We start from the raw sequence: 21,868 nt of genomic DNA, 5'->3' as shown, positions 1-21,868 counted from the left end.
CGGTAATCATAGATTTTAGTTTTGCATGTCTGGAAGAGGGCCAAGCAGAATTGATTAGAGAAGAATTTGAAGAGGGAGTTCCATTATGGTCAGAAGGGCAAGTAATATCGATAGAGATAGAATCTATGAGGACTTGAGGAATATTGTAGCTCGGGGTAATAGTGGTCATTTCCTTGAAGATTTTATGGGTGCGTACTACTATTCCTCGGCAGCTCTAGCAAAGATGAATAAATCTTCCTTAAACCCTACCTCATATGGCTGCTATATCCAAAAAGGTGATTTTCTTTTCCAAGAGGTGCCATATGAGCAATCTGTCGAAGAAGTATTTGTTGAGACTATAAACAAGGCATCTACAAAAGAGCGATTCTTTATCGTCACAAATTTCAAGCAATTTATGGCCAGAGATAATAAAAACAAGATGAGTATTGATATTCCATTTTCTAAGCTTTCTGACCATTATGATTTTTTCCTCCCTTTAATTGGTATTGAGAGACATCAAGCCGTAGTTGAGAATGTAGCTGATGTAAAGGCTGCTCAGAAAATGGCTATGCTCTTTGATGAAATCAAGAGAGATAATCTCGACGATGAGCGTTTTACCCCTCATGTTTACTCTTCTTTTCTGACTAGGCTTCTTTTCTGTATGTTTGCTGATGATACCAAGATCTTCGAAGATAATCAGTTTGAGAATTCGATTGAAATCCAGACCGATGAAGATGGAAAAAACCTAGCTTCTTGGTTAGAAGGTTTGTTTGAAGTATTGGATCTGACGCAGAACAAGCGATTGGGCGTAGGTCCTAGCTACCGGAAGTTCCCATATGTAAATGGCGCGCTGTTCAAAGATAAATTATCAGTACCGAGATTTACCTACAAGTCAAGACAGCGGCTTCTTGAATGTTGCACAAGTGACTGGTCAAAAATTAATCCAGATATTTTCGGTTCTATGTTCCAAGGTGCGATAGATGAAAAAACCAGAAGCGAGCTTGGTCAGCACTATACATCAATTTCAAACATCATGAAGGTGATTAAGCCGCTGTTTCTTGATGACCTTTATGATGAATTAAACTCAATAAAGGGCTATGACAAGAAGCTTGATGCTTTCAGATTGAAGCTTTCCAAGATAAAGATTTTTGATCCAGCATGTGGTAGCGGAAACTTCTTGATTATTGCTTATAAGGAAATGTGTAGATTGGAGATGGAAGCCTGGGATTTATATGTGAATACACCACTTCCTTTTTTAAGTATCCAGCTTGAGAACTTCTATGGTGTCGAAATTGACGACTTCCCTTGTGAAATTGCCAGATTATCACTCTGGTTGGCTCAGCACCAGATCAACAGTGAGTGTTATGAAAAGTATGGGAATAGTAATCCTACTCTTCCGCTGAGTCCTACTGGAAATATTGTTTGTGGAAATGCTTGTAGACTTGATTGGGAGAAAGTCTGCCCTTGCAATGAAGGGGATATTGTTTACATCTGTGGTAATCCTCCATATGCTGGGGGTGGAGGTGATACGATTACACCATTGCAGAAAGAGGACAGCTTAATAGTCTTTAATAGTAATTTGGTGAATGGGAGAATTGATTACATCTCAAATTGGTTTGTGCTCGCCTCACGTTACATAAAAAACAATCAACAATCTATGGCAGCATTTGTTACTACTAACTCGATTTGTCAAGGTATTCAAGTCCCTGTATGGGAGAATATCTTAGATAATACAGTTGACATCTTTTTTGGATACGAATCTTTCAAATGGCGAAATAATGCTGTAAAAAATGCTGGCGTTACAGTCACCATCATTGGAATAAAGCATTTTAATAATTCTCATCTCAAGTATCTTTTCTCTGAATCATCGAAAAAGCTTGTTTCAAATATCAGTCCTTATCTCACGGAAGGTGATAATATAATAGTCCATCCCTCAAATAAAATTCCATCCTATAAAATGGCATACGGTAATAAATTTGTAGATGGTGGATTTCTTATATTAGATGAGCAGGAAAAGAACACTTTTATAGAAGCATATCCTGAGGATAGCTCATTTATTCATACTTACATTGGTTCTGAAGAATTCATCAACGGTAAAAAGAGATACTGTATTTGGATTACTGAAAGTACTAAAGAAACTGCACTAAAGAACCCCGAAATTGCGAGGAGAGTTGATCAAGTCAGATTATTGAGATTAAGCAGTAAAGCTTCATCAACAAGAGATTATGCTGCAGTTTCATGGAGAAGTGCACAAGTTTGTTATAAAGATGGTCCAGCAATCATTGTTCCAAGGGTATCGTCTGAAAAAAGAGAATATACTCCTATTGGATATCTCGAGAAAGGTACTGTAATCAATGATAGCGCTTTTGTAATCTATAATGCTCCACTTTGGCTATTTGCAATGCTTACTTCAAAAATGCATATGGTATGGTTGCGAGCAGTATGCGGTAGGTTGAAAACTGATTTTAGGTATTCTGCAACTTTATGCTACAACACCTTTCCATTTCCAAACTTAACAGAATCACAAAAATCGCAACTTGATACAACAGCAATGGGAATCCTTATGGCAAGAGAAAAATATTACGATATGACTCTAGCGCAGCAATATGATCCAGATAATATGCCTGAGGAATTGAGAGAGGCCCATAATGCCAATGATCTTCTTGTTGATAGCCTCTACAGGAAAAGCGGCTTCGAGAGTGATAAAGAACGTCTTGCAGAGCTCTTCAAGCGATACAAGAAATTGCTAAAGGAGGCAAAATAATGGGTGAGATTGCCAAGATAACTTATGCACAGACCAAACAAAGCGTCATTGTTGATGAGCTTGGAATGAGACAGATGCAGAAAAGAGTCTATGAGAGACGAGATTCCCAGTACCTCCTACTTAAAGCACCACCAGCATCAGGCAAATCAAGAGCCTTCATGTTTATTGCCCTCGATAAGCTTTATAAGCAGGGATTGGACAAGGTAATCATTGCTGTTCCCGAAATGAGTATTGGGGGTTCTTTCAAGAAGACAAACCTCATGGTTAACGGTTTCTTTTCGAACTGGGATCCTTCCGACCAATACAACCTATGTACGCCCGGGTCCGATATTAATCAGGGAAAAGTGGATGCTTTTATCAGGTTCCTCAAGCAAGAGAATCAGGACCGGATTCTCATCTGCACTCATGCTACTCTTCGTTTTGCATATGACAAACTTATAGACAAAGACTTTGATGGAATATTTCTTGGCATTGATGAGTTCCACCATGCTTCTGCTAATACAGATGAAAATAGACTCGGTGAACTAGTTAAGGGTATCACGGAGAAGTCATCTGCTCATATTATGGCCCTTACAGGTTCCTATTTCCGAGGAGATGGTATTGCTGTCCTTGACCCGGAAGTAGAGAACAAGTTTGACAGTGTAACCTTTTCCTACTATGATCAGCTCTCAGGCTACAAATATCTCCACTCTATTACTCTATCCTATGAGTTCTATTCTGGGGTCTACTATGAATCACTCGAAAAATCCTTACACCTTGATAGAAAAACTATCATTCATATTCCTAATGTTAATTCTCAGGAAAGCACAGGCAACAAGTATGAGGAAGTAAACCACATAATAGACATCATCGGCACAATCGACCATGAAGATACTATTACAGGTGTTCTATACGTCAAAGCAAAAAATAGTCGCATGATGAAGATAATTGACCTTGTTGATGATAGATACCCTGAGGATAGAGTCAAACGCCAGCAATACCTCAAGGAGCATTCTGAAGATAAAAATGCCGTAGATATTATCATAGCGCTTAATTTGGCTCGGGAAGGTTTCGATTGGCCACCTTGTGAACAGATGCTTACCATTGGATATCGTGGATCGCTTACCGAAGTTGTTCAGATTATTGGAAGAGCTACTAGAGACTATGAGGGTAAATCTGATGCTTTCTTTACTAACATCATCGTAGAGCCAGATGCAACCAGAGGAGAAGTCATCACCGCAGTAAACAATCTCCTCAAGGCCATCACAGCTTCTCTGCTTATGGAACAGGTTCTGACACCTAAGTGGGATTTCAAGGCAAAAGCTCCTAAATTACAAATACTTGATCCAGAAAGTGATGAAGGGAAACTAATTATTTCAGATGAGAATACGTATGAGGCCTTGTTGGACTCAATTCGCACTGATGTAGATGTCATTAAGGCAAACCTGCATAAAAACAATGCTCAGCTGATTAACAAGTATCTTATACCAAGCATCATCATGGACAAGCATCCTGAGTTGAGTACCCATGATGTTGAGGCAATCAGACAGCATATGGTTACTGACTTAGTTCTTGGGAGTGCAAAGCCTAGTGATGATAACAAGGAGAAGGGTGACAATGGTTCCCAGGATAACGACTCTGGATTGGACCTTGGCGGAGAAGACTCTGGTGATGGCACCTCTAATCATGGTACTGGTACAAAGTTCCTCAAGTTTGCCAATGGGATTGTTCTGGACATTAAGGAACTCGAGATCAATCTAATCGACAAAATAAACCCATTTGAGAAGGCTTACCAAATTCTATCCAAGGACATTGATAAGCCTACGCTAAGAGCTATCAAAGATGCCATAGACAAAAAGAAAGGTAGAATGAAAATTTATACAGATAAGGAATGCCTATTCTACTGGCCGAACATCAAGACATTTGTAAAAGTCCATCAAAGGAACCCTGATAGATTCTCAGAGGATGAGTATGAAGCTGTTCTTGGGGCAATTCTTTATAACATAAAGATAAAACAAGAGGCTAGAAAGAATGAAAGATGAATTCGATTACCTTGAAGTTATCCTTGAAGACGAAGCAGCTGAATCTATTTTGAGGAGTATTGAGATCAAGAAACCTTCTCCTAAAACTATCTATGACTTTAAAGATGCAAAGGAGAAGGAGATTCAGTACTTCATTGATAAGAATGGACGGGAACCTTCATTAGACTCCAAGGAAACTTTCGAGAAAACCCTGGCTATGAGAGCAAAGGTAATAAAGGATAGACAAGCCAAAGTCCAACAGGATAGAAGCATTTCGGAAGAGGAAGAATTGCCTTGGAATACACCAGAAGGTATGGATATCCTTGACAGTGTTGATTTGGGGAACACTTCTATCAATGACTTCTCTGACTCAGAAATCATTAAAAAACCTCAGAAGGAGAGAGAAGAAGCTGAATTTGTTGCCTCAGCAACACCATGTAAGGAGTTTAATGAGAGGTTTCAGCCTCTTTTCAATGAAGCGGAAAAAGCAATTCAGTCAGGTCGGAGGAAATTGGTTCCTTATCAGAGAGGAGAGCTTCGTGTCGGGCAGTTTTATGTAAGGCGTGGTCTTTTATTCTATATCAATGAAATCTATGAGACCCAAAGAAACCCTAGAACTGGAGACTTTGATGGAAGAACCCATTGTGTTTTTGCTAATGGCACCGAAAGTTATCTTCTTTCCCAGTCAATCAGACGTTCTATGTATCATGGATATGTCGTAACAGAGGATGACAAGGTTTCTCCTGAAGGATTGAAACTTGAAAAGGAAAAGAATGTTCCAAAGTTTGATGTTGGCTATATATATATTCTCAAGACCCTGTCTGCAGAGCCAGAGGTAAAAAAGTTTCGAGATCTCCACAAGATAGGGTTCACAAGAGGTACTGTTGAAGAGCGTATCAAGAATGCCAGCAAGGAAAAGACCTATCTCTGTACTGAGGTGGAAGTTATCGATAGGTGGGCGTGTCAGAACCTGAATATCTCCAAGCTTGAAACACTTGTCCATCATTTTTTCTCAGCTGCAAAGGTAAGTATACGAGTCAGAGATGACAAAGGTCATCTTGCTGTTTCCAATGAGTGGTATGACGTTCCTTTGGCTGAAATCAGGAAGATTGTACCTCTTATCCTTAATGGTACTTTAAGTAAGTACAGGTATGATAAGAAACTAAGAAGAGTTCTACCAATCAGTCCTCAGGATTAGTTATTCGAGGAATCCATTTCAGATTTCTCTCTATTAATGCCATTCGATTGTTAACGCTCAAATCAATCTTAAGTTATTTCATATACACTAATTACCCCAATCTTCTACCTTGCCTAATATGTGATATTTTTATCCTGTCTTTAATACAGTATCGACTTTAGGCAAGGAAATGGACTGATCACTGCATGTTTGGATAAGTGCATGACCGACGAGGTATATACCATCAGGATCTTGGATACGTATGGCATTGGTAGGTACGGTCTCTTGTTCCTCAACTGATTGTACATACCAGTTTTTACTCTGTTTCTGACTCTTGAGCTTCTTGATGTTGTCGATTTTTCGTTGTACGCGGAAAGGAACCAAATCTATCGAAGATATTGAGAATGAGATATAGTGAGCAAGTTTCGTTTTACAAATGCCAGCTCTGAATCCTAATGAATTGGCAAGTGCAAGAACATCTAGAGACAATCGTTCGCCTTTTTGTACGAATGTGGCCCCATTCCCATATGTCTTGGACATATTGCCATCAGTGTCCATTAATCCTTGCAGTAAAGCCAACCGTTGCTTAACAGATGAAGTGAAATAAATCGGTGGGATATGCTTGTTATGGAGAAGATTTTGCTTTCTTAGGTCCTTGACCAAATTGTAGACTGTTCTTGTCTGAAACGGTGCCCGAGAAGGGCAATGGCTATCAGATAATTCGTAACCATCTTTTCTGATTGATTCAAATACTTCATTATCAGGACCACATACACGACCACAACTATTATCACCATCACCAAGCCATGCTCCGAGAGTATAGGGTTCAATAGGTAGATCAACCATTGGCATTTCTGAAAAGCCTGTAACAGGGATATATGGATTCTTATAACTAGACATCAAATCAGATGTTTTGGATATCTTACTTTCCCATCCGATACGCTTTTCTCCTTTCAACCTTGCTGAGTTCCATTTCAGAGCTCTCCATAAATGTCCGGAACTACAGACAATTTCTTGATTGCCCCTGAACACTACTTTCATACATTGAGAATCAGAATAGTGTTTTGTTGCTATGACTCTGGATAATCCTTTTGGAGTGTACACAGAATCTCCAACCTGTAGAGCACCATGCTTTTTCCATCCATCTTGTGTGAGTACAGGAGTGTCACAAGCCAACGCATTGTTCCTTCTGGTTGGCATTGGTCCAATGTGCGCTTCAAGAGCCTTTACTGCAGGTTTTTCTGCTATCTGATTTTTTAGATTATTGCTTTCCATCTCAATCCCCTTTCCCTAACCATAAAGAAAATTCCCTCATGAAAAGGGGATGGAGGTAACGAGATATTATGTGGACGTATACAGCAAATGGAGTTAGAATGTAGCGGTGAGTGATTATGCAACCGAGTCACTTAATCAATCTTGAAAGGGGCTTAATATGAAGGGATTGGCAATAATTGGGATGATCATCAGCTTGTTGTTCGTTATGTATGTAGTCGTACTGAATATAGATGCCTATGCATATACATATTCACTTTCAGGTCTGACCATCATAGGGATTACTGAATCTCTATCAGGTGGGCTTATTGTATTTTTCCTCTCTGCAATATTGTGGTCGTTATGTACATTGAAAGATTCAATTGATAGCCTCAATCCGTACAACGATAACAAGAGAAGCGAACAGGATTAGAACCTATTTAATTGGTCAATCATGGTTAATTACAGCCCCTATACCGAATATTTTAGCAATGTATGGAGGTAGAGGCAGTATCAAACGTGCGGTTACCCTTTCATCCACAGTCTCTACCTCGATGAGATTCACTTTTACAAGCTTCCTATGCCTTTTCTAAATCTCTTCATGTAACTAAGGTACGTTGAGCTTGGCTACGCTGCTGGTCACTGTGGAGCGTTTACCCTTGCCCTTGTAACCGGCATTGAGCATCGCCTGACGCTTGTTTCCACACTTCATGTATTCATCGATGAACCTCAACTGGTATGCAGTCAGCTCAGTCAGATTTACATCTTCATGGTCTTCCATCTTGCCCTCCTGGATAAACCATACTAGGTTTCCACTCATGAGAAGGGCTGTGAGGTAACGAGCAGGATACTGAAACTTCATTGTGTTGTTTATGTTTTTAATTCATACTAAAAATAGCTATTATGAATTATTTTTTTTTGGGGGGGGTATATTAATGAATATTAGTGATTTGCAAACTATTCAAAGAATTCGTTTCGATTATTCAAATATTGACAAGCTCGATTTTCCTCGCCTGTACCGTTTTTTCTCAAAAAATGAATATGCAGAATCTTTCTTTAAAGGCAAAATACTTCTATCAAATATTAACAAATACAAAGAAATTGAAGGGGTAAGAAAAGACAAGTCAGAAGGTTTAGCTGAATACAAACAAAAGGTTCTAAATAGACAAGGAATTAAAATAACTGGCGATGGAAAATTCGGAGAATCTGTATTTAATTCTGGAACTATAGATTGTAGTAGTTTTATTTTGAATCAGTACTATATTCTTTGTTTTTCTCAAGCTGAAACAGAAGAAGAAATAGCTTACCTCCATAAAAAGTTCTCCTGCCAATCTAAATATATAGCAATTACAGACGTCAAGTTGTTTACGCAAAAGGTATTGGATGCCCTCGAGGAGGCTCATTTTGAGAGCTGTATATCAAGTGGAAAATGGTATAGAGTGGAATACACAAAAGGGAATGAATTAGATTATGAAAGTCCTCCGTTTGAATTGAGTATTTTCCAAAAGGATCAATCCTACAGTGATGAGAAGGAATGGAGACTTGGATTCTGTATGAAGGATAGAGACTGTATAAATTCTCATGATAGTTTAGTTATTGACAATAATGAATATGCAGTTTTCAAAAAGATTGCAGAAAAATTTCAATTAACAAAGCACTATTTCCAGGACAAGCCAAATCATAGGGATGAATTTAAAAACGAGTTCTGGGAAGCTGAATGGAAAACAGACCTATCAATTTCACTGAAAGGCATGGAAGAATGTTGTGAACTTCTTTTTAAATAAATTCAATCTTTCATATCCCCAAACAAATCATTGAATAGCTAATCCTCAATTCAACCAGAAATAGATTTCTCAACAATCATACTAATTTTCTCTGGAATAACATGGTCCTCTTTTTTGGCAAGCTTCTGATATCTCTTTGCTATGATAACTTTTGTTCGACCCCTAGCAAGCTTCTGTGAGAAGTATCTTTCAAGTATCTCAATTTCAGCTGCTGAGTTTTTTGTTTTTGGCTCATTTCGTGTAGTAAAGTGTTTTTAGTATTTTCACTATTGATTAGAAAAGGAAGTGTTTTCCGAAATCACTAAATCCGAAAAGTGTTTAGAATAGCTGTTTTTTGCATTCAGATTGCGTTCTAAGTGCATTGTTTTTGGGTTCATCCACCCGAAGAGTACACTACTTTCGCATATGCTCGAATTGAGCTAATCACTTATATTGACAAAAAAAGCCTTGTTTTTTAAGTATAACTTCGCTAATTCTAAATATGGGGCTGGCGATACACCCCATTTTTCTCTTCTAGATTCCTCCTCCGCTTCTTCGATAAGTGTCATTTCTATTGAAATAGCCTTATCATACCTTTTTGCTTTTTTGAGTTCTTTGAGTTCTTCATATGTATTCATATACTTACCTTTTTCTTAAATCCCTTAGAGTTATACTTCTGTATATTGCCGATTGCTTAATATTCGACTTTTACCTATTGAGGAATGCTTTAATATTGCTTATTGCTTCAGCATCCATCGTGAATGGATCAACATAATATTGCAGGATCAGAGTCGAACAGTTTTTTAGCTTCTCAACTATTTCAGCACTCAGTGTAAATCCGGCCCTTTCCTCAACGCCTCCATTGAGCACAAGGCGTGAAGGATCTTTATCAGTCAGAGTAAAGAACTCATCGTCGATTTTAAGTTGTAATTTTTCAATGAATTTCCAGTAGCCGCCAGTATAGTCTACATACAGTACGAAAGTCTCTTCACCTACCATTTCGAGGTATGTAAGAATTACAAAATTGCTGCCTATGCCCATTCCAACATCTTTATGTATGATCATTTCCTCAACATTTATGTCACCCTTGATATTTGGAACTACATGGCTTTTTACCTTGTATAAAGGAGTCAGCTCCAACTTATCGGCTGTTGTACATGAACTTGCAAGAAGAATAACAACTACCGATATGATAACAAACAATCTTTTCTTTATCATAACAATCCTCTCTTTTTATATGTGTTAATATTGTCACCTATGGTTATATCGTTTGCAAGGAAAATCACCGGGGGAAAGCCTGATTATAAAAACAACATGCTAATGTAATGTAAAAGCCATCTTGTCGCCATTAGTCAATAATGGTTTATTATACCCCTATTCCAAAACTTTTGAGCAATGTATTGAGGTAGAGGAGGGGATGGGGTAATAATTATGAACAGGATTGTTTTTATAGACTGTCAATCTTTGGAGTGGTATAGTTTATTCATGGTTATTTATACGATAATTACTATAGCCGTGATTCTTTGTATAGCCTTTATAGTGTATGTTGCTAAACTCGATAATAAGCAGGAATCAGCTAAGCCGAAGCAGAAATCAGCTAAGCCCGAGTATCTTCCCCCTGAAACTATTTATTGTCCTGCTTGCGGAAAAGAAGTTAGTAAAACAGCAAAGAGGTGTCCCAATTGTGGACATGATCTCGTCCCAGTCTCTACGAAAATACTGACTGTGCTTGCAATCATTAGTGTCGTGTTGGTTGTAATAAAGAAAATCCTGCCATTGTTTACACTCAGTTTCACCGTCAGCGTTCAATAGTCCATATCCCGAAACTTTCAAGCAATATACAGAGGTAGAGGAGAGATTCCCCACCCCCTTTAGCTTCCATCCGCCGCCCCCCCTGCCTTAATTTTGACCCCTCCCCCCTCATTGCTGTGAATATGCACCAAATATGCAATTTAGAACTGTTTATGCAGTCAGTATGCAATTATGATGGTGTTTTGTCGGGGATTTAGGATACCTTAATTGCATAAAAATACTATAACTATCGCGCGTGAGAGGGCCCAGTGAGGTGGTTTGGTATGTTTTGAGTCGTATAGAATATTATCTATGTTCTTATTCTGTAGCTAATTGAATTGATTTCCTCTGTCTTCTACATAATTAAGTTGTGCTGGGGTGTTTTGGTGAAATCTCGTGTTAGCTGCTAGTTCACTTGTATAGGTGCAGGGGTAAAGAATAGGCAGGATATACCCCCCGATTGGGGTTGCCCTATGCCAATCCTGTTAGCACTGTTAGTTATTATAATCCTGTATGTCTATACCAGCTTGTTCTTGTTCCATTAATAACCTTAAGCCCCTTTTTAAAACCGTTCCCTTTGGTATTCCTTGTTTCTGTTTTTTCTCTAAGTAATCAATCAAATCAGCTTCAGTATTTTTCATGAAGTTAATAGAGAATCGGCTTTTATTTTCCTTCTCCCATATCTTTCTTGCTTCTGTCATTTAACCACCTCAAAATATTTTTTTTATATCTAATTCATTATACCATAAAGTGGTACACACCCACAATACCTAATGATGTGAAATTTTGTATAAAAACAGCTTGACAAGTGGTACACACCCCTTGTAGTATGCCAAGTGTCAAGTGGGACACACCCACTGATAGCAACCACGTTCTGGTGGGTATCGCAAGGTACAGAGAACCTTCTCTGGTTCGAATGCCTACTGATTTTTAACAGGATGGTAGCCAACCTACCTTGAAGCTCAATTCTCTTTCCCTACCTTGCGGGGTAGCAAGAAAGAAGCACCTGCATTCCATAATCCTCGAGGGGAGCATGGGCAGCAGAGAGTGGATAGACAAGGCACAACATAGAGAGGTGATACACCACCAAACTATGACAGTTTTTTGACATCAGACTTGTGTATAAGCGTACCAGTACGAACGGTTTAGGCTTGTCGTATATGGAATTGAAAGGGATATACCGTAACACTTTGGGACTAACTGCTGTGCATTAGAGGCCGAGGACATACAGAGTAGGTATAATCCGATAGCGAAGCCAATACTAGGGACAAAACACCAACATGTCTAGTTTCCTAGGGGACATGCCCGAAAGGGTTACAGGGTGGGACTGAAAGCGTAGGCATACGCAAGTAAACCAGCTGGCTAAAACCAGCCCATAGCATAAATTTATTCGTTCGAACATTGCATTATTGCGTACCAGGTAGGCAATAGTGGAACGCTTGAGCGTCCATAAAATCAATAACGGGTAAAAATACCCTAGGAGTCAATCATGTCAAAGAAAAACGCAACCACCAAGACCACAGAGAACGTAGCAGCTGCAGCACCCGAGAAGACCGAGAAAGAGTTGGCCGCAGAAAAGAGAAAGGCCATTGCCGATGCTCTTGCTCTTATCCAGAAAGAGGCAAACAGCGATATCATGTTGGTAGCAGGTCAAGCCGGTCATTTACTTGCTGAGCTTGACAAAACCCTTGCTAAAATTGCTTCCGATGTAGCCGAAACCGACAAAGAGTCCGAGCTTTGGAAGCTGGAGTTGCACCCTGTAACCATCATCAAGGACAAGAAAACCTTCAAATGGGTAGAGGTATCCGGTCTTGATAGAAACGCTCGTGTCCAGATTGTAGACAACAATGGCAAGGCTGAAGTGCTGGTTTCCCCAACCAATTGCAAGAGCATGGAGCAACAGGCCTATATCAACGCTCTTGTTGAGGCAGGAAAGGACTTGACCAAGGCAGTAGCTTTGAGAAAAGCGGTAGCAGGGAAGACCTTCAGACAGGTATTTGCAATAGCTGAAGCCCAAGAATGTAAAAGAGTTGAAAAGAAGTATTCCAAGATTATTCCCCCGATGGCGGAAGAAAAGTCTGAAGTAAGAATCATTAAGAAATCAGCATGAAAGCTTTTGGCCTAAACGTTGATTCATTGCGTGAAATTGTTCTTCGAAATCCAAGACTTCCTATCCGTATGGATGGGTATTTTTTTACAGGAGTCATATAGATGCTAAACAGTGTTCTTCTTGAAGGAGTGGTAGAGGGTACACCGATACGAACCAATCATGATGCCGTGAATTTTAATATCAGGCATACTGAGGATTTTTCACTGCCAGTGATTGCAACAGGAGTGCTTGGATCAGAATCTCTTATGTATCTGAGGAATGGAATGTTTATACGTATCGTTGGGAAGCTGGGAATGACAGGTTTGGAACTACAACATCTGGAATTCAAGGGTAGGGGGCTCTCATGAAAACAGGAACTATGTATATCGTTGACGGAAAATTCACAGACCAATATGCATTGGGTAAAATAGATAGTACCCATGTTTTTTTGAAAAGGTACAAAGGGGAAAGACCAAGTGAAAATGATATATCCAATGGCCATGTGTTCCATATAGCGCAGCTCAAAGGTATGGCTGATGGGTTATATGAAATCGTAGCAGAATGGTTGTCGGGAGGCAGGCAGATGATAAACATAGGCTTTGAAGCCTGAAGGAAACAGTAATGGAGAATCAGAGATTAATAGAAAGTGGGATGCTTCATGTCACACTACCCATGCATGTTTCTGCAAGACACGGTGACTGGGCTTTGTGTCAGTATCTCAATGATCCTTGGACACAATCATTCATATACAACACACGGCGTGATGAAGTGTATTCAGGGTATCCAAGCCTTGATGACGACGACTTGATTGATGACTGGTATGCGCTGACAGGAGAAGGAGGTGATTCATGAACTATCAGTATTGGCAAGAAGAGGAAGATGTCCTGCAGACAGTTAGAAGTACAGGCTCTATCGGAGGAACAAGACTATAAAAACGGTGACTATCAAAGACAGCCACCGTCATGCAAAAATTCTGAGGAAGGCTCATCACTGATACTGGTGAGTCTTCTGTGGTTAAGGATAACAATGATGATAAAGAAAGACAAGGATAATAAAAAATCTGCTCTCGATTTTGGAGGAGATGTGCGCTCATTAATTCTCACGCTGGTGAATGCAGCCATAAACGAAGAGGTCAATAGATGGAATAAAGATAGACATGTATTCAGAACGCCAATCGATCAGTTTGCTCTGATTCAATCCATGATGAGGCAAGTGACAGCATACATTGATGCCCCTGAGGAATGTGTTGAAACACAAGTATGTTCCAATTGTGGTAGCCCAATGGCCAAAGGATTTGTCATCAATGATGGAGAAGAGAATTACTGTTCAGAAGAATGCCTTCATAAGAGATATTCGAAATTGGAGTACCTGGCGCTGTATGCAGGGCTTGACCACACTGATGAAAATGTCCTTATGAGCGTAGAACAATTGACAGACAAGGAACTTGATGCATTGAGCGAGATAAACGATTCTGGGACGTTTATGACTGAATGGGAGGTGATTATATGACTCAACATGAGGCGTACAGCCAATTCGCAAAATATACAAAACAACAGCTAATTCATATGTTGGCAAGCGAGACCGCAATTCAGATTCGTACAGCATCTGATGTATATTCGCCAATCATGGATAGACTGGAAAAATATCGTTACAAGGAACAAGAGCATTTTTTCTGTATAACTTTGAACAGTGCACATGAAGTCATTAACATCCATCTCGTCTCTTTGGGCCTATTGAATAGAACGCTGGTTCATCCAAGGGAAGTTTTCAAACATGCAATCAAGGATAATTCTGCAGCAATAATTATCGGTCACAACCACCCAAGCGGAAGTCTTGATCCAAGTGCAGAAGATAAAGATATAACACGCAGAATGAAAATTGCTGGCGGAATTCTTGGAATTAAGGTATTGGACCATATCATAGTTTCTCCCACTAAGGGGTACTTAAGCATGCTAGAAATGAATTTACTATGAATACCTATGGTACAGAGATTTAGAGCTGTATTTACAGCAATAATATTAATTATGTTAGAAGGAGATGCTAGAAATGGGAAAGATTGATGGTTACATAATCCCAGCGGTGGAGTATGACAGGTTCAAAGAGATAGAGGTGAAATATAAGGAATTGACAAACCTCCTTGAGTTCAATGATCCAGTCTTTGTTACTGTTAACATGATTGGAAACACATTTGGGATGACTAGACAAGAAGTGATCAACAAACCTTGGTTGATGCCAAATTTCGGTCATCGAGACAATCCTGCCCAGAAGGGGAAAAAGCGATTCTGGCATTATGGAGAATACCTAGATTGGGTAGCTATCCCTATAGATGAAAGAATGAAGATGTATAGGGACTATAGCCGTAAGCAGAATAGAGAATGAAAATATTAGCCTGCAAAAATGTGCCTCTCGAGAGAGAGGTTTTTTCATGTCTAATATTGTGTAAGGAGTGAATTATGTTAACGAATTATGAGCAGCATCTATACGAAATCATGGACAAGACTCAGAACGAACTAAAACAAGTTGTTGATGAAAACAATAGTCTGAAAACAAGGAACCAGGAGCTCCAAGAAGAACGTGATAAATTCCGTGACTACTGGTTTGAATACTCTGCAAAGGCCAGCAAATTGGAGAAGCAAATACAGGATTTATTGGAAAAAGGAGAGGAGCAAGGCGTTGCAGCACCAAGCTCCTCTAATGATCTCACCGACACCCTTAAGGAGGTAATCTAATGAGAATCACAAACAAATTTAATCTACCTGAACCTTACTATAGAAGTTGTCTGATAAACAATCATCCTCGATTTGATTGGGATACCTTTTCGGTCACAGAACTCATGAAAGGTACGAAAGAAATAATCCTTACAAGAAGGCATTGGGAGGAGCTTGAACAAGATTGTTCTTCGATGATTTGGGCTGTATTTGGTTCAGCTGTGCATTCCATTATGGAAGGCTATGAGGAAGAACATGAGTTGGCTGAAGAACGGATCTCTATCGACGTACCATGTGGAGAGTATGGAAATCGAAAGGTATCGGGTGGATTTGATCTCTATAACGCTGAGACACAATTGATTACTGATTACAAGACCACAGGAGTATATTCGTATCAAATGAAAGTAAGGGAAGGTGCTACAAGTGATTGGGCAAAACAATTAAGGATTTATTGGCTCTTGCTCAGTAAGGCAGGTTTTCCAGTCAGAGATGTGCGTAATACGGTGTTCTTGAAAGATTGGAGCAAGACGCAGGCAAGAAGAGACAGTTCTTATCCACAACGGCCGATTGTCAATATTGATTATCACTTCAAAGGCAAGTTCAATAGTGAAGAAGCAGCTTATATGCAAGCTGATCTTTCTGAGAAAATCATGGAGGTTCTAAGGTACAAGGATCTACCAGAGAATCAGATCCCTGATTGTACCAGTGAAGAACGGTGGGAGAGAGATGAGTGTTGGGCTGTTATGAAACATGGTCGAAAGAATGCTGTGAAAAGGCACTATTCTGAATTCAATGCAGAACGGCACCTTGCTGAATTGGGTAAAGGACATTACTTGGAACATCGCCTTGGGACACCAGTAAAATGCATCGATTATTGCACGTGTGCTTCCAAATGTTCTTTTTATCAGAAGTTTGGTTTTCTTGGTAATTCACAGAAGGAGGTGGTTAATGGCTAATATATATGAAGCTATGTCAGCCATACTCGTTGATGTTGATGCCATTGGCAAAAACCAGAAGAACCAACAACAGGGTTTCCGTTTTCGAGGAATCGATGATGTGTACAATACCGTACATCCTATCTTTGCGAGGCATGGTGTATTCACTGTGCCAACAGTGATAGCAGAGAGGAGTGAAGAGCGTACGACAAATAGGGGCTCGAATTTGATTTATAGGATTCTTACCATCAAATATACTTTCTATGCGACAGATGGATCCTGTTTCGAATCCGTGGTAATAGGCGAGGGTATGGATAGTGGTGACAAGGCAGCCAATAAGGCAATGGCAGTTGCTCACAAATATGCTTTGTTACAAGCATTATGCATACCCACAATTGATATGGTTGACCCAGATAGTGAATCGCATCAGGTCAGGAAGAAACAAGGACCTCAAGAGCCAAATTCGAGTGATAAGGCTAGACCAGGAGTGACAACAAAGGTCGAATCTGTCCCGATACTATCAGTCGGGAATTTCAATGTTAGGTTAGCATGGAATGAGATTCTTGAGCTTTGTGATGGTCATACTGAAAACACTAAAAAGGTCTTTGAGAGGTTTGGTGCTACTTCATCAAGGGATATCACATACTCGGTATATAAGAAGGTCCATGATTTCCTGGTAGACCAGAAGAGTTCAATGAAGAATATTGATATTGCGTAAGGGGTAGAGCCTACGTATTATTATGAAATGGGGCACAGGTGAGGTTAGTCCTTGGTGTGCCTCATTCGTTAGGAGGAAAGGTGGTGATAAGGAGGCGTTAAGATACAAAATTTGTCATTGGAATAACTCCAATTTTTGTGAAGAAAATTGTGAAGAATTCTTGATAGAACTAGACAGGATGAGCCGGTGCTTAGTGGATAGAATATTAGTGTAATTTACTGAGCAATAGAACCCTACGGAAGTGTGCGTATCTCTATGTATTGTAACAAAACACCTTCACACGGTAGAAGTCGTTGGTTCAAACCCAATCGCGCCCATAAAAGACCAGTCTTCGGACTGGGTTTTGGTTTTTCTGGGTGCTGGTATGTGTGTTCAAGTGTTACCGTGTGACGGTAGAGTTCGAATATATATAACGACAAAAACAATTGTACTTTAAATTATTGAAGGGAGGTAGTATACTGTTCTTGTAGGAGTATACCGCCATGCACACAAGAGTAATTGACAACAAAGCATCTTTGATTATCGAAGGGAAAATGATTGTCCATTCCACAGACGATGCAAAATACCAGCATAAAGTGGAACTTGTCCTTCTGGTCCTTGCAGGCCTTACTCCGTCATTTCTCAGCGAGTACTGCTCAGAGAGCAAGAACACGATAACAAGCTGGGTCAAGGCGGTTACCGAAAAAGGCTACGAGTCCCTTGCAATAAGGAAACCCACAGGGCGTCCCCCGAAATTGAGCCACGCACAGCTTGAAGCGTTGAAATCCATGCTAGAGGGTGACCCTTCGGCCTATGGCTACGATGTCTGGGAGGGGAAAAGCGTAAGCCATCTTGTGGAAACTAAATTTGGTGTAAAGATGAGCGTCCGCCAATGCCAAAGGCTCTTTCACACACTCGGGTTCTCCCTGCAGCGCCCGCAGACTCTGCCTAGCAAGGGCGATGGCCAGGCTTTGCGCGAAGACTTTAAAAAAAATGATGGAGAGGGGAAAGGATCCCAATCTGGAGATCATCTACCAGGATGAGGTCCATTTCCAGGTCACCACCTCCGTCACCAGGAAATGGGCACCCATAGGGAAGCAGCCCAAGATAAAGTCCAAACCTGGCAAGTCGAATATCTCTTACAGTGGGTACCTCAGCCCTCGTACGGGCAGGTTGGTCGTCACAGAAGTCAACTGGTTCAATTTCGAAACCGTAATCGGCTCAATCCGTGACTATATCAAAGAGATAGATGATTCGTTCGAAAGGCATCTCCTTATCCTTGACAATGCCCCATGGCACCGGAAAGCAGCAAGGCTCATCCGCGAATCGGATGAGTACCAGGACATCAGGGATGTCCTGGAAATTGAATTCCTTCCTCCCTATTCCCCTGACCTGAATCCAATCGAAAGGGTCTGGAGAATCACATGAAGGGAAAAAACGCACAACAAATACTTCTCTTCCAAGGAAGACCTCAAGGCCACTCTCGATGATTTCTTTGCAGGTTTCTCTGTGCCAAACCAAAAGCTTAGTTCCTTGTGTCAATCAAAGCACAAATGATATTGACGTTCCATATAAATGCGTCTAGAAGTGAGATCGGAGGACTAGAAAAGTGTCTCCAAAGCGCGCGCCATCACTTACATAAGTGTAAACTAGAGAGTAACCATATCAACGCTTTCAGGGGGCCTAAAATCCCGGTTTCTGTGGAAAATATGCAACAATTGTACTTTCTACTGATAATAAAGTAGAAAGTAAGTGAAATATATGAAGTAATCATCTATAATTTTCCTTAATGATATTATTTGAATGGTTTATTTTAAAAGGAGTATACATTGAACAATGTTTTAGAACTAAAGATAGTAAATGAGCTCAATCCATATTCATTTTTTATACCATCATATCAACGAGGTTATAAATGGACACCAAAAGAAGTTATTGATTTACTGAATGATATAAATGAATTTACTCCTAGAATGATAGATTCTACGAATGAAAAAACATGGTATTGCTTACAACCTATTGTAATTAAAAATAGGAATGGAGCTGATTATGAAGTAATAGATGGTCAACAGAGATTAACAACCATCTACTTAATCCTATATTATCTAAATCAGGATTTTGTAGAAAATAAACGTGATAGGTTATTTTCCCTTGATTATGAAACAAGAACAAATACCAAAATATTTCTAGAAAAAATTGAAGACGAAAAAAATTATGAAAATATAGATTTTTATCATATTAATGAAGCGTTTAAAGCTATTTCAGAATGGTTTGATAAACAAGATAGTCGATTTGATAAAGGCGAATTCAGATCAAAATTAAAATATAATTCAAAAATCATCTGGTATGAAAGCACAGAGGAAGATTCAATTTCAATTTTTACTCGTATAAATATTGGAAAAATTCCCTTAACAAATGCAGAACTTATTAAGGCCTTATTTCTAAATAGTTCTAATTTTGACAAAGAACAAATTGATAAATTAAGATTAAAGCAATTAGAGATTGCATCTGAATGGGATAACATTGAAAATAGTCTTCAAGATGATCGGTTTTGGTATTTCTTAACGGGTAATGAAGTTTCAACTAACCGGATAGAGTTTATATTTAATATAATGAATGAAGAAAATGATGAAACAGATACTTATTCTACATTTAGATATTTTAATAATAAATTTAAAATTAAAAGCCAAAGTAATATAGAAAAGAATTGGAAAGAAGTCAAGGATTATTTTCAAAGGTTCAATGAATGGTTTTCTGAGAGAGATCTGTACCATAAAATTGGTTATTTGATCTGTACAGAACAAACTACAATAAAAGAACTATATATAACATCTAATAAATCATCTAAATCAAGTTTTAAAAATTATCTTGACGTACTCATTAAAAATGGGGTTTCTGGAGTTCAGTTAGATAATCTACAATATGGCGATAAACATGTAAGGAATATTTTACTCTTATATAATATTCTTACAATGTTAAACAATGAAAAGGATAACTCCCGCTTCCCATTTGATCTCTATAAAAACGAAAGCTGGGATATTGAGCATATAACCTCAGTAAAAGATAGTCTTCCAGATAAAAATAGAGATGCGTGGTTGAAAGATGCCATTGTCTTTATTGATTCAGAAAAAGAAGATGCAGAACAATTAATAAAGAGGGCAAAAGAATGTGATACGTCTAATGACACTCAATTCAAATCGGTTTTTGAGGACATTGTATTACATTTTAATTCAGAAATTGATGATGAAGATATAAATGATATTTCGAATCTATCCCTATTAGACTCTGAAACAAATAGGGGTTATAAAAATGCGATTTTCCCTATTAAGAGAAAAACAATTATTAATCGAGATAAAGCAGGTACTTTCATCCCGTTATGTACAAAAAATGTTTTTCTAAAGTATTTTAGTGAGTATCCACCGAAAATATCTTTCTGGACTCAAGATGACAGAAATAAGTACGAAGAAGATTTATACAATGTATTACACAATTTCATTTCTTCAGGAGACTCAAATGGATAATATATGCTACTCCGGTGAGGTTTTTACTTTCTTAGATTTAATTAAAAGGTATGAAGTTGAAATTCCAATTATTCAAAGGGATTATGCTCAAGGGAGGATTGACAAAAAAGAATTAAGAAGAAATTTCTTAGAGGCATTGAGAGACTCACTAGTTAGTGGCAAAAAAATTAGACTTGATTTTATTTATGGTAGCTTCGTGAATAGTTCATTCCAGCCTCTTGATGGACAACAACGATTAACAACTTTGTTTTTATTGCATTGGTATGCTTTGATTAAAATAGTAAAAGATAATAAAGAAAGAAGAAAATTATTAAATAAGTTCACCTATGAGACGCGAATATCTTCAAGAGAGTTTTGTCAGAGCCTTGTTAATAATTTTTTTCACATTCCAATGAAGGATATGACTTTAAGTGAAGTCATTATTGATTCAAATTGGTTTTTCTTATCTTGGAAAAGAGATCCAACAATTGATTCTATGTTAAGAACAATTGATGATATTCATGAACTATTTTTCGATATAGAAGGATTGTGGGATCTATTGGAAAAAGAGAACTTAATATCATTCTATTTTGTTGAATTAGAGAATATCGGTTTAACTGACGATTTATATATTAAGATGAATGCAAGAGGCATGCTATTGACTGCCTTTGAAAATTTTAAAGCCAGTCTTTTAAAACTATCTATAGAGAATGACTTCGAACCAGGTATAGATCCAAGAGATTCTTTTTTTACAAGAGTAGACACTGTTTGGACCGATTATTTCTGGACCAATTTTCGAAGAGATAATAGTATCGATAAAGCTTTTCTTAGATTTATATCTACAATAATCATGATAAGATTAGCAATAGAGAGAGATAAATATAAAGCAGAAGAGCGAAACCCTTTAATACAAGAGCTGCAAGACAAACCCGACTCAATAAAGTCAAAATATTTTTCTCAGGAAGGGTTTAAATATTTATATGATTGTTTTCATTTATATAGTAATCTATCAGATGATATAGACCTGACATTAGATTTCCCTTTATGGAGACATCAGCCAGTAGATTCGATAATTTCTGAAGTTGTATATGAAGAAGGTCAGTATTCTACTGCTCAATTTTATCGATCATCATATAGCATGGCCTTTCGCTGTTCATGGTGGGTAAGGGCCAATAGAATATTCAAAACAGAGGGGTTATCTGCTATGGTGTCTGCAA

The 21,868-nt window shown here is 38.6% G+C and carries 25 protein-coding genes; 20 read left to right on the top strand and 5 right to left on the bottom strand.

Annotated elements, in window-relative coordinates; translation table 11 throughout:
* Positions 1–85: 85 nt before the first annotated feature.
* The 3 genes from DYP60_RS05505 to DYP60_RS05495 are packed head-to-tail and all read left to right on the top strand — an operon-like array spanning position 86 to position 5,941.
* Positions 86–2,743, top strand: a complete 2,658-nt coding sequence (locus DYP60_RS05505; protein WP_117329894.1) for a DNA methyltransferase — start codon at positions 86–88, stop codon at positions 2,741–2,743.
* Positions 2,743–4,764 carry a DEAD/DEAH box helicase gene (locus DYP60_RS05500; protein ID WP_117329893.1) on the top strand — a complete coding sequence of 674 codons (2,022 nt, stop codon included), beginning with the start codon at positions 2,743–2,745 and terminating at the stop codon, positions 4,762–4,764. The genes DYP60_RS05505 and DYP60_RS05500 overlap by 1 nt, the downstream gene beginning before the upstream one ends.
* Positions 4,754–5,941 (top strand): GIY-YIG nuclease family protein, encoded by a 1,188-nt coding sequence (locus DYP60_RS05495; protein ID WP_117329892.1) that lies wholly within the window; start codon positions 4,754–4,756, stop codon positions 5,939–5,941. Before DYP60_RS05500 ends, DYP60_RS05495 begins: the two co-directional genes overlap by 11 nt.
* A 129-nt stretch (positions 5,942–6,070) precedes the next feature.
* On the opposite strand, the gene DYP60_RS05490 is transcribed toward DYP60_RS05495, so the two are convergent.
* Entirely contained in the window at positions 6,071–7,195 is a 1,125-nt protein-coding gene (locus DYP60_RS05490; protein ID WP_117329891.1) for a hypothetical protein, read from the bottom strand.
* Positions 7,196–7,352: 157 nt separating this feature from the next.
* Here DYP60_RS05490 and DYP60_RS05485 point away from each other — a divergent pair, with 157 nt between their 5' ends.
* Entirely contained in the window at positions 7,353–7,604 is a 252-nt protein-coding gene (locus DYP60_RS05485) for a hypothetical protein (RefSeq protein WP_117329890.1), read from the top strand.
* Between the two features lie 174 nt (positions 7,605–7,778).
* Here DYP60_RS05485 and DYP60_RS05480 read toward each other — a convergent pair whose 3' ends face one another.
* Positions 7,779–7,952 (bottom strand): terminase small subunit, encoded by a 174-nt coding sequence (locus tag DYP60_RS05480; RefSeq protein ID WP_165849511.1) that lies wholly within the window; start codon positions 7,950–7,952, stop codon positions 7,779–7,781.
* Positions 7,953–8,106: 154 nt separating this feature from the next.
* Here DYP60_RS05480 and DYP60_RS05475 point away from each other — a divergent pair, with 154 nt between their 5' ends.
* The gene (locus tag DYP60_RS05475) at positions 8,107–8,955 is read left to right on the top strand and encodes a hypothetical protein (protein WP_133299290.1); all 849 of its coding nucleotides are present in this window, start codon (positions 8,107–8,109) and stop codon (positions 8,953–8,955) included.
* Between the two features lie 419 nt (positions 8,956–9,374).
* Here DYP60_RS05475 and DYP60_RS05470 read toward each other — a convergent pair whose 3' ends face one another.
* Complete coding sequence (locus tag DYP60_RS05470; RefSeq protein ID WP_117329887.1) at positions 9,375–9,572, bottom strand: hypothetical protein; 198 nt, start codon at positions 9,570–9,572, stop codon at positions 9,375–9,377.
* Positions 9,573–9,642: 70 nt separating this feature from the next.
* Positions 9,643–10,152 carry a hypothetical protein gene (locus DYP60_RS05465; RefSeq protein WP_117329886.1) on the bottom strand — a complete coding sequence of 170 codons (510 nt, stop codon included), beginning with the start codon at positions 10,150–10,152 and terminating at the stop codon, positions 9,643–9,645.
* A gap of 267 nt (positions 10,153–10,419) precedes the next feature.
* Between DYP60_RS05465 and DYP60_RS05460 the strand changes: the two genes are divergently transcribed.
* Entirely contained in the window at positions 10,420–10,746 is a 327-nt protein-coding gene (locus tag DYP60_RS05460; protein ID WP_165849510.1) for a zinc ribbon domain-containing protein, read from the top strand.
* A 473-nt stretch (positions 10,747–11,219) separates the two neighbouring features.
* Here the strand turns inward: DYP60_RS05460 and DYP60_RS05455 are convergent, their stop codons facing one another.
* Entirely contained in the window at positions 11,220–11,426 is a 207-nt protein-coding gene (locus tag DYP60_RS05455; protein ID WP_117329884.1) for a hypothetical protein, read from the bottom strand.
* A 788-nt stretch (positions 11,427–12,214) separates the two neighbouring features.
* Between DYP60_RS05455 and DYP60_RS05450 the strand changes: the two genes are divergently transcribed.
* The 14 genes from DYP60_RS05450 to DYP60_RS05385 form a co-directional block, all read left to right on the top strand.
* Complete coding sequence (locus DYP60_RS05450; RefSeq protein WP_117329883.1) at positions 12,215–12,835, top strand: hypothetical protein; 621 nt, start codon at positions 12,215–12,217, stop codon at positions 12,833–12,835.
* A 101-nt stretch (positions 12,836–12,936) separates the two neighbouring features.
* Positions 12,937–13,182 (top strand): hypothetical protein, encoded by a 246-nt coding sequence (locus DYP60_RS05445; RefSeq protein ID WP_117329882.1) that lies wholly within the window; start codon positions 12,937–12,939, stop codon positions 13,180–13,182.
* Positions 13,179–13,424 carry a hypothetical protein gene (locus DYP60_RS05440; RefSeq protein ID WP_117329881.1) on the top strand — a complete coding sequence of 82 codons (246 nt, stop codon included), beginning with the start codon at positions 13,179–13,181 and terminating at the stop codon, positions 13,422–13,424. The genes DYP60_RS05445 and DYP60_RS05440 overlap by 4 nt, the downstream gene beginning before the upstream one ends.
* Positions 13,425–13,435: 11 nt before the next feature.
* Complete coding sequence (locus DYP60_RS05435) at positions 13,436–13,666, top strand: hypothetical protein (protein ID WP_117329880.1); 231 nt, start codon at positions 13,436–13,438, stop codon at positions 13,664–13,666.
* Positions 13,667–13,843: 177 nt separating this feature from the next.
* A complete protein-coding gene (locus DYP60_RS05430; RefSeq protein WP_117329879.1) occupies positions 13,844–14,323 on the top strand; it encodes a hypothetical protein in 480 nt (159 codons plus the stop codon).
* Positions 14,320–14,787: a JAB domain-containing protein gene (locus tag DYP60_RS05425; RefSeq protein WP_117329878.1), complete on the top strand. Its 468-nt coding sequence runs from the start codon at positions 14,320–14,322 to the stop codon at positions 14,785–14,787. The genes DYP60_RS05430 and DYP60_RS05425 overlap by 4 nt, the downstream gene beginning before the upstream one ends.
* 73 nt (positions 14,788–14,860) lie before the next feature.
* A complete protein-coding gene (locus DYP60_RS05420; protein WP_117329877.1) occupies positions 14,861–15,193 on the top strand; it encodes a hypothetical protein in 333 nt (110 codons plus the stop codon).
* Positions 15,194–15,267: 74 nt separating this feature from the next.
* Positions 15,268–15,543, top strand: a complete 276-nt coding sequence (locus tag DYP60_RS05415) for a hypothetical protein (RefSeq protein WP_117329876.1) — start codon at positions 15,268–15,270, stop codon at positions 15,541–15,543.
* Positions 15,543–16,478, top strand: a complete 936-nt coding sequence (locus tag DYP60_RS05410; protein ID WP_117329875.1) for a hypothetical protein — start codon at positions 15,543–15,545, stop codon at positions 16,476–16,478. The genes DYP60_RS05415 and DYP60_RS05410 overlap by 1 nt, the downstream gene beginning before the upstream one ends.
* Complete coding sequence (locus DYP60_RS05405; protein WP_117329874.1) at positions 16,471–17,175, top strand: ERF family protein; 705 nt, start codon at positions 16,471–16,473, stop codon at positions 17,173–17,175. Before DYP60_RS05410 ends, DYP60_RS05405 begins: the two co-directional genes overlap by 8 nt.
* A 482-nt stretch (positions 17,176–17,657) precedes the next feature.
* A complete protein-coding gene (locus tag DYP60_RS05400; protein WP_117329873.1) occupies positions 17,658–18,197 on the top strand; it encodes a helix-turn-helix domain-containing protein in 540 nt (179 codons plus the stop codon).
* The gene (locus DYP60_RS05395) at positions 18,148–18,582 is read left to right on the top strand and encodes a transposase (protein WP_165849509.1); all 435 of its coding nucleotides are present in this window, start codon (positions 18,148–18,150) and stop codon (positions 18,580–18,582) included. The genes DYP60_RS05400 and DYP60_RS05395 overlap by 50 nt, the downstream gene beginning before the upstream one ends.
* Positions 18,583–18,983: 401 nt before the next feature.
* On the top strand, positions 18,984–20,672 hold the full coding sequence (locus DYP60_RS05390) for a DUF262 domain-containing protein (protein ID WP_117329871.1): 1,689 nt from the start codon (positions 18,984–18,986) through the stop codon (positions 20,670–20,672).
* The coding region (locus DYP60_RS05385; protein ID WP_165849508.1) for a DUF262 domain-containing protein at positions 20,665–21,868 on the top strand (1,204 nt) is incomplete at its 3' end. The genes DYP60_RS05390 and DYP60_RS05385, both read left to right, overlap by 8 nt.

The sequence above is a fragment of the Sphaerochaeta halotolerans genome (assembly GCF_003429665.1).
In the GTDB taxonomy this organism is placed as follows: Bacteria; Spirochaetota; Spirochaetia; order Sphaerochaetales; family Sphaerochaetaceae; genus Sphaerochaeta; species Sphaerochaeta halotolerans.
The sequence above is the reverse complement of the archived record's forward strand: the minus strand, read 5'-3'. Positions and strand labels throughout refer to the sequence as shown.